At 40.0% G+C, this 14,365-nt stretch carries 12 protein-coding genes and 1 other annotated feature; of the genes, 11 read left to right on the top strand and 1 reads right to left on the bottom strand.

What is annotated here, in order from left to right; genetic code table 11:
• The first annotated feature begins 70 nt into the window (after nt 1-70).
• The 4 genes from CFK37_RS00590 (at nt 71) to CFK37_RS00575 (ending at nt 3,700) form a co-directional block, all read left to right on the top strand.
• On the top strand, nt 71-1,009 hold the full coding sequence (locus CFK37_RS00590; protein ID WP_089060084.1) for a beta-ketoacyl-ACP synthase III: 939 nt from the start codon (nt 71-73) through the stop codon (nt 1,007-1,009).
• A gap of 27 nt (nt 1,010-1,036) precedes the next feature.
• Complete coding sequence (fabF, locus tag CFK37_RS00585) at nt 1,037-2,278, top strand: beta-ketoacyl-ACP synthase II (protein ID WP_089060083.1); 1,242 nt, start codon at nt 1,037-1,039, stop codon at nt 2,276-2,278.
• Nucleotides 2,279-2,646: 368 nt separating this feature from the next.
• Nucleotides 2,647-2,850, top strand: coding sequence for a YuzI family membrane protein (locus CFK37_RS00580; protein WP_342746728.1), 204 nt, complete (start codon nt 2,647-2,649; stop codon nt 2,848-2,850).
• Between the two features lie 88 nt (nt 2,851-2,938).
• On the top strand, nt 2,939-3,700 hold the full coding sequence (locus CFK37_RS00575) for a YjbA family protein (RefSeq protein WP_089060082.1): 762 nt from the start codon (nt 2,939-2,941) through the stop codon (nt 3,698-3,700).
• A gap of 162 nt (nt 3,701-3,862) precedes the next feature.
• Here CFK37_RS00575 and trpS read toward each other — a convergent pair whose 3' ends face one another.
• Complete coding sequence (gene trpS / locus CFK37_RS00570) at nt 3,863-4,855, bottom strand: tryptophan--tRNA ligase (protein WP_089060081.1); 993 nt, start codon at nt 4,853-4,855, stop codon at nt 3,863-3,865.
• 73 nt (nt 4,856-4,928) lie between these two features.
• Nucleotides 4,929-5,110, bottom strand: a binding site (T-box leader).
• 240 nt (nt 5,111-5,350) lie between these two features.
• On the opposite strand from trpS, the gene CFK37_RS20510 reads away from it, so the two are divergent.
• The 7 genes from CFK37_RS20510 (at nt 5,351) to mecA (ending at nt 14,224) form a co-directional block, all read left to right on the top strand.
• On the top strand, nt 5,351-6,622 hold the full coding sequence (locus tag CFK37_RS20510) for a PcsB-like coiled-coil domain-containing protein (RefSeq protein ID WP_157724772.1): 1,272 nt from the start codon (nt 5,351-5,353) through the stop codon (nt 6,620-6,622).
• A gap of 1,134 nt (nt 6,623-7,756) precedes the next feature.
• Nucleotides 7,757-8,902 carry an acyl-CoA dehydrogenase family protein gene (locus CFK37_RS00560; RefSeq protein ID WP_089060080.1) on the top strand — a complete coding sequence of 382 codons (1,146 nt, stop codon included), beginning with the start codon at nt 7,757-7,759 and terminating at the stop codon, nt 8,900-8,902.
• 15 nt (nt 8,903-8,917) lie between these two features.
• Entirely contained in the window at nt 8,918-10,069 is a 1,152-nt protein-coding gene (locus CFK37_RS00555) for a thiolase family protein (RefSeq protein ID WP_089060079.1), read from the top strand.
• A 315-nt stretch (nt 10,070-10,384) separates the two neighbouring features.
• Entirely contained in the window at nt 10,385-11,602 is a 1,218-nt protein-coding gene (locus CFK37_RS00550) for a putative glycoside hydrolase (protein WP_089060078.1), read from the top strand.
• A 243-nt stretch (nt 11,603-11,845) separates the two neighbouring features.
• Nucleotides 11,846-12,439 carry a GNAT family N-acetyltransferase gene (locus CFK37_RS00545; protein ID WP_089060077.1) on the top strand — a complete coding sequence of 198 codons (594 nt, stop codon included), beginning with the start codon at nt 11,846-11,848 and terminating at the stop codon, nt 12,437-12,439.
• A gap of 357 nt (nt 12,440-12,796) precedes the next feature.
• Nucleotides 12,797-13,192: a transcriptional regulator SpxA gene (gene spxA, locus CFK37_RS00540; protein ID WP_089060076.1), complete on the top strand. Its 396-nt coding sequence runs from the start codon at nt 12,797-12,799 to the stop codon at nt 13,190-13,192.
• A 351-nt stretch (nt 13,193-13,543) separates the two neighbouring features.
• Nucleotides 13,544-14,224, top strand: a complete 681-nt coding sequence (mecA, locus tag CFK37_RS00535; RefSeq protein WP_089060075.1) for an adaptor protein MecA — start codon at nt 13,544-13,546, stop codon at nt 14,222-14,224.
• Nucleotides 14,225-14,365 lie beyond the last annotated feature (141 nt).

Below are 14,365 nucleotides of genomic sequence, written 5' to 3'. Positions count from 1 at the left end.
GCATCGATGCATTAAAATTAGTACCAAGTCATAATAATTGATAACAAAACTTATTTAAGGGGATGGAAGGATGAATGTTGGATTATTAGGTACAGGTCATTATGTTCCAACCAAAGTCGTTACAAATAAAGATATGGAAAAGATAGTAGATACAAGTGATGAATGGATTAGAACACGAACAGGAATAGAAGAACGGCGGATAGCTGGAGACGATATCGACACGTCAGATATGGCCTTTTTTGCCGCCAAGCAGGCACTGGAAGAAGCGAATGTCTCAGCAGAGGAAATTGATCTTATCCTAGTTGCAACCGTAACTCCGGATACACCTTTTCCCTCAGTAGCAAACCGCTTGCAGAATCGCCTCGGATGTGGTTCAGTTGCATCAATGGATATTGGCGCTGCTTGCTCCGGATTCATGTACGGTATGGTTACAGCGAAGCAATTTATTGAAACAAAGGCATACAAAAAAGTGCTAGTTGTTGGAGTGGAAAAGCTATCGAAAATCACCAACTGGGAAGATCGGAATACATGTGTCCTGTTTGGTGATGGTGCTGGCGCCGCAGTGGTTGGAGAAGTCTCTGAAGGGAAGGGAATTCTATCATTTGAACTAGGATCTGACGGTTCTGGCGGGAAACATTTATACCAGGATGAAAACAATCAACTGATTATGAATGGCCGGGAAGTGTTCAAGTTTGCTGTAAGACAAATGCCGCAGTCATCGGTTAATGTGATTGAAAAAACCGGTTATAATAAAGAGGACGTCGATTATCTGATCCCGCATCAGGCAAATATTCGTATTATGAATGCTGCCCGTGAACGGTTAGGGATTTCAGAAGATAAAATGGCAACATCGGTAAAGAAATATGGTAATACATCTTCAGCTTCAATACCTATTGCATTATCAGAGGCAGTCAAAGATGGTAAAATAAAAGATAATGATTTAGTCGTAATGGTTGGATTTGGCGGAGGTTTAACCTGGGGTGCAATTGCCTTCCGTTACGGAAAATAGCAGGTACGTGTAAGAGGAGGAAATAAAATGGAAGCAAGAAGAGTAGTAATAACAGGATTAGGCGCAATAAGCCCTGTCGGCAAAGATGTTCCGAGCATGTGGAATAATATTGTTGAAGGGAATTCAGGGATTGATACAGTTACCCGGGTAAATAAAGACGATTTTCCAGCAACAGTAGCAGCAGAAATAAAGGACTTTGATCCATCATTATATATGGAAAAGAAAGATGCACGAAAAATGGACCGCTTTACACAATATGCCGTGGCAGCGTCAAAAATGGCAGTTGAGGATGCCAAACTTGATATCAATGATCAAATTGCCAATCGGGTTGGTGTCTGGATTGGTTCAGGTATTGGCGGCATGGACACCTATGAAGACCAGCATAATAAATTTTTATCGCGCGGCTATAAGCGGGTAAGTCCATTCTTTGTTCCAATGCTCATCCCGGATATGGCAGCGGGTCAGGTGTCCATTCAATTGGGTGCTAAAGGAATTAATTCCTGTACGGTAACAGCATGTGCGTCGGGTGCCAATTCCATAGGTGACGCTTTTAAAGTAATCCAGCGCGGCGGTGCGGATTACATGATCACGGGTGGAACAGAGGCCCCTATCACGAATATGGCATTTGCCGGATTTAGTTCCATGAAGGCATTGTCATACAACCCGGATCCAAAAACGGCTAGTCGTCCGTTTGATAAAAATCGCGATGGATTTGTTATGGGAGAAGGAGCTGGAATCCTAATCCTAGAATCACTGGAATCTGCCTTAGAGCGTGGAGCACATATCTATGGGGAAATTATTGGGTATGGCTCTACAGGAGATGCATACCATATTACAGCACCTGCGCAGGGCGGTGAAGGTGCGGCACGTGCTATGCAGCAGGCAATCAACGATGCCGGAATTGATGGCACAGAAGTTGATTATATTAATGCACACGGTACCAGTACAGATTTGAACGATAAGTTTGAAACCATGGCCATCAAAGAAGTATTTGGTGATCATGCCTATAAGGTTGCCATCTCATCCACCAAATCAATGACAGGACACTTACTAGGTGCTGCTGGTGGAATTGAGTCAGTGATTGCTGTTAAATCAATTACCGACAGTATTGTCCCACCAACAACGAACTATGAAACACCTGACGAGGAATGTGATTTGGATTATGTTCCAAATGAAGCAAGGAAGAAGGATGTTAATGTTGTGATGAGTAATTCACTTGGGTTTGGCGGTCACAACGCAGCACTAATTTTTAAGAAATATAATAAGTAAATGGAAGGTATGAAGCTAAATTGCTTTCATACCTCAGCTTGTAGAGAAACCCTTTGGTTTTTCTGCAAGCTTTTTTTGTGCACGGTCCGGCGAATACTAATCGCTTTACCCTTCCCTTTATTTCATACTAAGGCTGTCAAGGGAAAAAGGATTTCATCCAAAATAGAAATTTTATATTATCAGAACCAAAATGCCTATCTATGCTCGCAGGGAGAAATGCTGGAATGCGCCTGCCCTCCACCGGAAGCCGAATTGCTTTTATTCCTTTTTACGCGGACCATGTCTATCATTTGGAAGAATTACTCATTTTTCATAATAGTTTTGCATACATTATAGAAAAAATGGACAAGTTTAGGTGGGGGAAAATAATGATGTTCACGATCTTTTTATTTTTACTTGGGTTTGGACTAGCTGTCGCGGGTGGGGTTGTCCTGATTACATATATGAATTTTATACCAGCGGGGTTAGCTTGGGCCGATTTCTTTAGTTACATCGTTGTAAGACCCGAATGTTATTTCTTACCAATAGGCTTTATTTTAATAATAATTGCACTTTACCGCTACCCAAACTGATAGGAAAATTATAGGATTAATCGAATATTTTTCTAACATCCTGGTCATAATGTATCTTAAAAGGTGGCATACAAAGTGAGGGTTTACAATGTTATATTTACATGATGTTTGGGTTAACTGGTTTGAAGGAGAAGAGAATGGTTACAGTGTTTGCTACTTCCATGAATGGCGTAAAGAAGATGGAATTGAGCTATTGGACCAAGTACCGTTGCTATACATAAACAAGGACCTGTACCGGTACATTGAGAATAATATGCATGATCTTCCTAAAGCATTATTAGACATTATCTGTAAACGTGCATATATTCGCAAGGGACAGGAACGTATTGTATTGGATTATGCTTGTGTTGTAACTGACGGTACCGATATTATTGCCTTCGATACAATCGGTTATCAAATTCCTATTCGAAAAAGCAGATTAATTCCAAGACAGGAACAACAAGTTTTTGATATGATTTCCGGAATCAAACCGCAAAACTTCAAGCTTGATGAAAAAATGAAAGAAAAAGAATATCATATTTTATCCATGGAACCAGAATTGATTTATGGATTGACCCGAAGAGAACGTCAGTTGAAACAATTATTGATGATGGCACTAGACCAATTACGTACGACAAATAATCATGGAGAACTGCGCTATTGGCTGACAGAATGGGATCCGAAAAAATATCGGTATATTCGCTTCATGGACCCTGATAAAATCTGGCAGGTACTTTATGACGGTGTGCGTCAAGGCTGGAGCATGGAACATGAAAACCTATGCAGAAAGTTAATAAAGGGCCAGCCATTTCTCGAAAGACTATGGGAACTTGAGCAGGTGCAAGAAGGTAAACCATCTAAACAGAATTAGTTATTTTCTATCAGCTGATAGATTAGACGATAATAGTTACAAAATAAAAACGAGACAGCGGCGATCAATTTACCGCTGTCTCGTTTTTTAACAGTTTAACTCAGTCATGTCCAAATCCGGCACCCTGTAATAAATAGAGATACTGGCGAGTTTGCGCTTTTTTTATTTCTTTTTTACTCGGCCAAGTCCGACTGCTTTCTTCGCTTTGGCTAGATTTTTATTAGCAACTTTTGCTGCGCGTTCAGCCCCATTGTCCAGAATCTCATCTAACGTATCTGAATTGAGCAGCTCGTGATAGCGTTCCTGGATTGGCGCCAATACGTCGATAACTGCAGTAGCAACAGCCGCTTTAAAATCACCATATCCTTTACCTTCAAATTCTAATTCAATTTCCTTGATCGACATGTCGGTACAGCTGGCAAGGATCGTCATCAGATTTGAAATACCAGGTTTGTTTTCTTTATCGAATTTTACTACCCCTTCAGAGTCTGTGACAGCACTCTTAACCTTTTTCTCTATTTTTTTCGGATCATCGAGCATGGAAATAAATGACTTCTCGTTTTCATCCGATTTACTCATTTTTTTAGTCGGTTCCTGCAGCGACATAATTCGTGCACCAACCTCTGGCATACTGATATCAGGGATGGTAAATATATCATTAAACCGGTTGTTGAACCGTTGTGCCAGGTTTCTAGTAAGCTCAAGGTGCTGCTTTTGATCATCTCCAACAGGCACAAGATCGGTGTTGTAAAGTAAAATGTCCGCTGCCATTAACGGTGGATATGTCAGAAGTGCTGCTGATACAGCCTCCTTGCCTTGGGATTTGTCTTTAAATTGGGTCATTCTTTCTAACTCACCGGTGTAACTGATTGATTGTAAGATCCAACTTAGTTGCGTGTGTGCCGGGACTTCGGACTGAATAAATAATGTTGCTTTTTCGTGATCAATGCCAGCAGCAAGATATAATGCTGCAAGTGAGCGAATATTGTTGCGGAGCTTAAGCCGATCCTGTGGTACAGTGATTGCATGCTCATCCACAATACAGAAATAGCAATTATGGTCATTCTGCAGGTTTACAAAATGCTTCATTGCCCCAATATAATTACCAATCGTTAATGTTCCGCTTGGCTGTATGCCTGAAAAAATTGTTTTCATCCTGTTTTCCTCCATTAAAAGTAAAGTGTGAAAGGAATGTTCGAGCATTAAAAAAAGCCCACTAATTCCACTCGTAAGGGACGAATGAACCGCGGTGCCACCCTAATTATCCTGCAGTAGTTGCAAGATCACTTTATTAATACTTCTACAGCTCCAAAGCCCAATTCCAATTTACCTTGGCACTTGTTTTCACCTGCCACAAGTTCTCTATCAGTCCAGAGGGTAATTGTACTCTATCCTTATCATCGCAAATATTAGTTTAGTATCATTATATCCGATTTATGAAAAAGAATGCAAGTACGGGTGGAAGTCATCACTGTTACTAGATTAATTTTTATATGCAATTTTTACAAAAAAACAAAAAGAGCTAAGGGTGGTCTTGGAAAACTACCATGAAATATAGTTGTAACATTGCCTTAATCTTGGTGTAAATTTCAGATGGTACTATAGAATCAAAATGCTGGAACTTTTAATAGAAACAGGAAGCGGGGGAAAATGTTGACAAGAAAATTAACTGCACTTACCTTAGCCACTGCACTTATCTTGAGCTTATCCTTTGGTATTAATAGCTATGCAGAAACCAAACAAGACCTGGAAAACATTCAGGATCAACGCAAGGACGTTAAAGAAAACTTATCCGAAGCGGATGAACAAGTTGCTAATTTCATGTCCGAGATAGAAGAAATGAATAAAAAAATTGAACGTGTAACGCAATCATTAAACGAAAAGCAAAAGATGATTGGAAAAACGGAACAAACCATTTCAAAAACTATTGAAGAAATTAGAACGCTTCAAAATGAAATCAAGGAACTAGAGACGGATATTGAAAAACGTCAAGAACTATTAAAGAATCGAATTGCCTCCTATCAAAAAGCCGGTGGTTCGGTAAGTTATTTAGAGGTAATCTTTGGTTCGCAAAGTTTTGGTGATTTTATCAGCCGTGTTTCCATGGTGAACAAAATTACTGATTCTGATGCATCCTTATTAGAAAAGCTAGACAGTGATATACATAAAGTAGCCGAAAAGAAAAAGCTTGCATTAGAGAAGCTCGACGATTTAAACGCCATGAAAACAAAACAAGAAGAAACCTTAGCAGAAATTAATGAAGAAAAGCTGCAAAACGAAAAGCGTAAAGATTCACTAGAAAAGAAACAGCAGGAGTTTATTGCAGTAATAGATAAATTGAAAAGTGAAGACAAAGAGCTTGCTTCACTTGAAAGAGATGTAAAACAAAATATGGCAGAGGCAGCAAAGAAGGCTGAACAAGCTGAACAAGTGAAAGAACGTAAAAATAAAATGAAAGCTGCAGCTGAGAAAGAAACCGAAAGTAAGGGGAAGGCTGTATCTAAGGAAGAAAGTGAACATAAAGTAACGCCTGTTGCAAATAAAGAAGATGAAAATAAAACGGAAGCAGCTGCAAGAGAGGAAAAAGACGCAGAAACACCAAAGCCAGAAAAGAAACCACAGGACAATACAGACAAAAAATCATTTACCGTTACTGCAACAGCCTATACAATGGAGAGTGCTGGCGGATCTGGAGTAACGTACACTGGAATCAATCTTAGGGAAAATCCTAACGCTAAAGTAATTGCAGTTGACCCAAGCGTTATCCCAATAGGTTCTGTCGTTCATGTCGAAGGATATGGTTACGCGATAGCAGGCGATATTGGCAGTGCAATTAATGGTAACAAAATTGATGTGTATGTTCCGACCCGACAGGCAGCGTTGGAGTGGGGAGTACGCACTGTTAAAGTAACGATTCAGTAAAACCGAAGTATGCAGCTGATTATAAAAGTAAAGAGCGTTTAAATAAAAAAAGCAAGAGGCTGGGACAAAAGTGTTTTAGCCAGAGAGAAATCCGAACTATGATTCAATTCTTTGATTAGAATTTGAAGTAGTTCGGATTTTTTCTTGTCTGTTTTTGTAAACTTAAAGCTAAAAAGTATGCGCTAGATTGTTTTCCGCTTCGGACCGTTGCGCACCTTAGGGCACGGCTTCAGCCTCCTTGCCCCGGCAAGGGGTATGCCGACGTTGCCCGCAAAGGGCGGTTTTAGTCGGCCTTCATTATTTAACCACTCTGCGGGGTCTTCAGCTCGCGCTGTTCTAAGCAGGAGTCAACGGTCCGGAGCGTAAGACATCACGTAATAGTGGACTTACTATATAATACTGTTTTGTCTAATGACATATTAGCGGAGGAAAAACACGGAGACTCCTGTGGGAGCAGAAGCCTCGATGAGACCCCGGGAGAGCGTAAGGAAGGCACTGAAAAAGTGGTGGATTTGATAAATTTAGCTATTCACCTTAACTTAGCATCTTGAATATACGGAGACTCCTGCGGGAAGTGAGAGATCGACGAGACCCCGGAGGACGTCAGTCCGAGGAGACTCGTCACTCGCCCGCGGAAAGCGCAGTATATTCAAGATGCGATCAGAGATCCACCTATTTTGTACTACATTTACCTTTTTCAGTGGCCTCAGCGTAAGCTCGAGAAGGCTCATCAGCTGCCACTGAAAGCGCAGTGTTTTTCCGCAGCGGTGACAAGGCACCGAACATGATAGTAGTTTATGTCAACTGCTTATTAAGATCCGATTGTTGGAAAGAAACATTCTAAACTTCCTACCCCTTGATCGTTCGTTTTTTGAGTTGGACATTTTAGTTTTGTCCCAGCCCCTTTGCTTTTTCGCGGAAATGAATCCTAGTTGACAGCCTTTAATAATAGTTGAATAATTTAGAAAGCTATCTTGACATTTAGAAGTAAACACCTAAAATTATATTTAATTAAACATAGGGAATATGAAAAGGGATGCGACAGAAATTGCCTAATCGTTTTGATTATTTATCACGCAACCTAGCCATCTAATTGTTCATAACTATCATTTATATAGGGAGGAGATTAACAACATGGAACGATCATATTTACGTGAAGAACATGAAATTTTCCGCCGTTCATTACGAAAGTTTCTGGAAAAAGAAGCATATCCCTATTATGATCAATGGGAGCGTGAGCAGCAGGTTTCCAGATCTTTTTGGAAAAAGGCAGGGGAGCAGGGATATCTCTGTCCCTGGGCTGGTGAGAAATATGGAGCGTTCCGAGCTGATTTTGGCTATTCGGTTGTACTCAATGAGGAATTTGAACGGGTTGGCACAGGCATGGTTGGGTTTGGTCTCCATAATGATATTGTCATGCCGTATATTGCTTCCTATGGTACTGATTCACAGAAAACCGCTTGGCTTCCGGGCGCCATCACCGGTGATTTAATTTCCGCTATTGCCATGACAGAACCTGTAGCTGGATCAGACTTGGCAGCGATCAAGACGACTGCCAGCAAGGATGGTGACGACTACATCATAAACGGGGAAAAGACGTTTATTACGAACGGCTACACTGCCGATTTAGCTGTCGTTGTTTGTAAAACAGATCCACATGCGAATCCGGCGCACAAGGGGATCAGCCTTGTTGTTGTGGAAGCAGGCACCCAAGGATTTACAAAAAACAAAAAGCTTCACAAAGTTGGTCAGCATGCAAATGATACATGTGAATTAATTTTTGAGGATGTCCGGGTTCCTTCAAGCAATTTACTAGGTGAAGAGGGAAAAGGTTTTTATTATTTGATGGAGAAGCTGCAACAGGAACGGTTGATGGTTGCCATTCAAAGTATAGCAGCAGCTGAAATAATGCTGGGAGTAACGGTTGATTATGTCAAACAACGGAATGCTTTTGGACAGAGTATCAGCCAGTTTCAAAATACGCAGTTCAAACTTGCCGAAATGAAAACTGAAATTCAAATCGGCAGGACTTTTGTTGATAGGCTGATTGTTGACCATGTTGCAGGAAAGGAAATAGTGGATGAGGTTTCGATGGCCAAATGGTGGACGACTGACCTGGCAAAGAAAGTGGTGGGTGAATGTATGCAGTTGCATGGTGGGTATGGCTATATGGAAGAATATGAGATTGCGAGACGATATCGCGATGTGGCAGTCGCATCGATTTATGCAGGTTCGAATGAAATTATGAAAGTAATCATTGCGAAAAATATGGGCTTATAAGAAAGGAAGATAGTTATGCGTGAAGCTGTGATCGTTGAGGCGGTAAGGACGCCGGTTGGCAGACGGAACGGGGGGTTAAGCGGAATACGTGCCGAGGAATTGGCGGCAATGCCTTTACATGAAGTTTTAAATAGAGCGGGTGTTTCTTCGGAATTAGTGGAGGACGTCATTTTCGGTTGTGTATCGCAAGTGGGGGAACAGGCCTTTGATATTGCCAGGCAAGCCGCATTGATTGCCGGTTATCCAGTGGAAGTCCCTGGAACAACCATTGATCGACAGTGCGGGTCCAGTCAGCAGGCGGTTCATTTTGCTTCACAAGCGATTATTAGCGGAGACATGGATGTCGTGATTGCTGGCGGGATCGAGAATATGTCGCGTGTGCCAATGGGATCGAATATGCAAGGTGTAAAGCTTAACGAGGCATTGACGTCAAAGTACGAAATTATCAATCAGGGCTTATCCGCCGATCGAATTGCGGATAAATGGGGTTTCAGTCGTAAACAAATGGATGAATTTTCGTTGGAAAGTCACAGAAAGGCAGTTACGGCTCGCCAAGAAGGACGCTTCGCCAAAGAAATTATGCCTTTGGAGGCAACACTTCCAGATGGGACAAAAACAATTGTGAAAGATGATGAAGGTCCTAGAGATAATACTACGTTTGAAAAGCTTGGTGGACTTAAGGCGGCGTTTCGGGAAAATGGAAGCATAACAGCAGGCAATTCCAGTCAAATTAGTGATGGTGCAGTTGCGATCTTGTTGATGTCACGTGAAAAGGCAATAGAACTTGGGCTAAAGCCAAGATTTCGTGTGGTGGCACGCACCGTAGTTGGATCTGACCCGACACTGATGCTGACTGGACCAATTCCAGCAACAGAAAAAGTATTGCAAAAAGCCGGACTATCGATTGCGGATATTGATATTTTTGAAGTGAACGAGGCGTTTGCATCGGTACCACTTGCTTGGCTAAAGGAAACTGGTGCTGATCCGAAAAAAATGAATCCAAATGGTGGCGCGATTGCGCTGGGGCATCCCCTTGGTGCCAGTGGAGGACGTCTCATGACAACCATGCTGCATGAATTGGAACGAACTGGAGGACGTTATGGGCTGCAGACCATGTGCGAAGGCCACGGAATGGCAAATGCAACCATTGTGGAGCGGTTGGATTAAGACTGGAACAAAAGTATTTTAGCCAAAGGGAAATCCGAACGAATACAAAATTCCTCAGTTAGACTTTTGTATTCGTTCGGATGTTTTTTGGCTATTTTTTGTAAACTTCACCTCTGATTTTCTACAAACTGCGACATACGGACAGCGGAAAACATCATAGTAAGGTGTCCCTTTTTACCATGTTTTTTAAGAAGGAATTTTAAACTATATAAAAATATCCCTTTTTTCGACAGTAAATACGAAAATAACGTTCATTTTTTCAATTATCTCTTATATAATAGAATGAAAAAGAAAAGATTGGGAGATTGATATTTTATGGGGAAAACTCAATTCGGAATCATGTCTCTAATGGGAATTCTCCTGTTGGGTCTGGGCTTGCCGATGAATACATCTGCGAGCGATGAAAAGGAAGTACATATTGCACATAGTCACCAGAAATTGCAAACAAGTTTACAGCCAATTGATTTAAGTATACAAATGAAGCGGTTTACATATGATGCAGGACTTAATTTTGAATATCCCGAAGCAGTACGCGGGATTTATGTGACAGGACCATCTGCTGGTGGGAAAAGATTTGAAAAACTAACTGGACTAGTGGAGAATACGGAATTGAATTCGATGGTTATTGACATAAAAGATGGCAGCGGACATTTGATGTTCCAGCCAAAAGAAGGTTCCCCTTTTGCAGATATTGGGGTTAATTATATTGATGATCCACGTAAAATGCTTGAACAGCTAGAGAAAAAAGGGATTTATCCCATTGCAAGAATTGTTGTTTTTAAAGATGCAGACCTTGCCGAAAAGCACCCGGAATGGTCTTTTAAAGAAAATGGAAAGGTATGGACAAATGGAAAAGGGGACGCATTTGTTAGCCCATTTCAAAAGGAAGTTTGGAAACATAATGTGGAAATTGCCAAGATGGCCGCGGAACTAGGCTTTCAGGAAATTCAATTTGATTACGTCCGTTTCCCAGAAGGATTTGAAGACTATGATGAAGTTCTTGATTATAACTTAGGCGATTATACCGAGGCGGAGGACAATGTGCATCGCCGCGTCCAAGCTGTTACGGATTTTGTATCATATGCAAAGGAAGAGTTGGAAAGCTATGGTGTAAAAGTTGGTGTTGATATTTTTGGGTATGCGGCTACTATTCCCGCGGCACCCGGGATTGGACAGAACTTCTCGAAGATCTCTGAAAATGTTGATGTTATTTCTTCCATGATTTATCCAAGTCACTGGACATCTTATTTTGGAATTGAAAAACCGGATATGCACCCATATAAATTGGTTTCCGAGTATGCAAAGGTGGAAAATCAAGTATTAAGCAAGCTGAAGGATCCGCCAACATCACGACCATGGATTCAGGATTTTGAAGCCCCTTGGCTGTATAGCGGGGCAACAAAACAATATGGGAAAGCAGAAGTAGAAGCACAAATTAAAGCACTTAAAGAACATAATATAAATGAATTCCTTCTTTGGAATGCGGGAAATGAATACACAAACAATGTGGATTACACCCCTTTGGATAAATAAAAAAGCATACAACTGGACAAATTTTACTACTGGTCAACTGAGAAAAGATCCCAAATGGGGTCTTTTCTTCAATTTGAGTTTAAAAAGATGAATTTGGGGTAAACAAATAATAGTGTCTGTTAAGGGCGTCGATTTAACAAAACGCAAAATATTCGTTATACTATATAGTATACATCCAAGAAAAACACAAAAAATTTGATCGCTGGAATGCCTTTTGACAATAAATCTTAAAGGAGTAGATCTATGAATTGGTATGAAAAGCTAAACAAATATTTCCCTGTTGAGGAAATGAAATCAAAGGAACATATGGACATGCTTTTGGAAGAAAAAGGGGACGTTTATTACAAGGATGAAAGCCCTGATCATGTTTTAATGTTCGCTGAGTTTGACACATTTATATTTATTGACTATGTTTGGGTATCTACAGAAACCAGAGGCCAGGGCACTGGTCACAAGATAATGGAAAAACTAAAAGAAAAAGGGAAACCAATTATCTTGGAAGTAGAGCCCGTTGATTATGATGATACAGACACGGAAAAACGACTTCGCTTTTATCATAGAGAAGGATTCACCCACGCAAAATCCATTGGATATAATCGCCGTTCACTTGCTACAAATGAAGAGACTCCTATGGAAATATTATATTGGTCTCCAAATGACGATTCCGAAGATGTAATTTACGAAAAAATGAAGCATATGTACGATAATATTCATACGTATAAGGATGAAGAGATTTATGGTAAGGCGTATCAACCGGTAGAAGAAGTGTTAAGCTATGATGCTGATCGGGAATCCGAAGATATTTTACAAAATCTGCAGAAGCCTGAGAACGCATAATGAATTTGCAGCCTCCCTGTTTTTTCTGAGGCTGCTCCATTTCTTTCTTATACGTATCGGTAAAAGTATAAAAAAATCCAAGGTTTTCGCCATTAGTTCCTGGCTACAAGCCAAGGTTTTTTAATATTATTTCGGCTAAAAGGGTTTAATTGAAAATGATTACGGGTATGTTATATATAATTATCAACATTTCGTGAACAGCAATAAAAAAAACCTAATTTTTTCGCGAATACCCTACCTTTCGCTTGACAATTGTAGTATACTTATACATATAGGTTATTTAAACTTATTTTAATCTGATAAGTTTTACAAAGTTCATGAGATAACCAACATATTAGATTGAGGAGTGAAGTTTTTATGGTAACACTTTATACCTCACCAAGTTGTACTTCGTGCAGAAAAGCAAAAGCATGGTTAGAAGAACACGATATACCGTTCACAGAACGAAATATATTTTCCGAACCATTATCATTGGATGAAATCAAGGAAATTCTGCGGATGACAGAGGATGGGACCGATGAGATTATTTCAACGCGTTCCAAGGTTTTTCAAAAATTGGACGTTAATATAGACCAATTGCCTTTGAAAGATTTATTTCATTTGATCCAGAAAAATCCAGGGCTATTAAGACGACCAATTATATTGGACGAAAAGCGTCTACAAGTTGGTTACAATGAAGATGAAATAAGACGATTTTTACCTAGAACGGTACGTACATTTCAACTACGCGAGGCTCAACGAATGGTAAACTAACTTCCTAATTGAAGTTAGCGGGAAAATGATTTTTAAAAAACGCAGACCTATATTGAAGGTTCTGCGTTTTTGTTGTATCTTAGAGATAATAAAATAAAATTGGATGTCGTGACATATTCTCACGAACCCCATAAATTAGTATATTAAATTAGCTTTTTATAGGCATTTTAATTTTCAAAAGGTTCCGTTGTAGCATACAATGGAACTATAGAAAGCAATATAGCCATAAGAATGGTTAAACAAGCAGGAAATCGGGTATTTAAATAGTAAATACGTATCATTCTAAGTATTGATACGGGGTGAAGTTTAGTCTCCCACCTGTGACTATTTAATAGAAGGGAGAGAAATACCATGGAAATAGAACGTATTAATGATAATACCGTGAAGTTTTATATATCCTACGCTGATATCGAGGATCGTGGCTTTGAACGCGAGGAAATCTGGTACAACCGGGAGCGCAGTGAGCAATTATTCTGGCAAATGATGGACGAAGTACACTATAAAGAAGACTTTATTGTTGATGGACCACTTTGGATACAAGTTCAGGCATTGGATAAAGGCCTGGAAATTATTGTAACGAAGGCGCAGGTTTCCAAAGACGGTGAGAATATTGAGTTGTCCACTGAGAATGGAAAGACCATCGATTTATCCGTAGATGAAGATATTGAATATATGCTGGAAAGCAAATTTGGTAAATCAAGCAATAAAAACGCAGAAGATGAAGGCGGTATTTTGTCACTAGTCCTGCGATTTGATGATTTTGAAGATGTCATACAGCTGAGTCATTACTTCCAGGAAGATACGAACGCATTCCAAGACAGTCTGTTTTTCTTCAACAACAAGTACTATTTTTATCTGGAATTTATTGACGAATCATTGGATGGTGATGAACGAGAAGATGTCATTAGCAAGATATTTGAATTTGGCAAGGACACAGATGTAACCATTCATTATTTAGAAGAATATGGGAAAAAGGTATTCACTGATGATACTTTCGAACAAGTAAGAAACTATTTTCCTGCACAATTGTAAGGCATCCGAAAGCGGGTGCCTTTTTTGTTTTTTATTTTTAGCAGTAACCGCAGTTTATAGGTTTTTGCGTCAAAAAAATTTTTTAGAAAACAGCCTTTATTTAAAAGCAGGAATTTGGTGATTGCTGTCGAATTTATAGGG

It is taken from the genome of Virgibacillus phasianinus (assembly GCF_002216775.1).
In the GTDB taxonomy this organism is placed as follows: Bacteria; Bacillota; Bacilli; order Bacillales; family Amphibacillaceae; genus Virgibacillus_F; species Virgibacillus_F phasianinus.
Note: the sequence above shows the minus strand (reverse complement) of the source record. Positions and strands in the feature narration are given on the sequence as shown.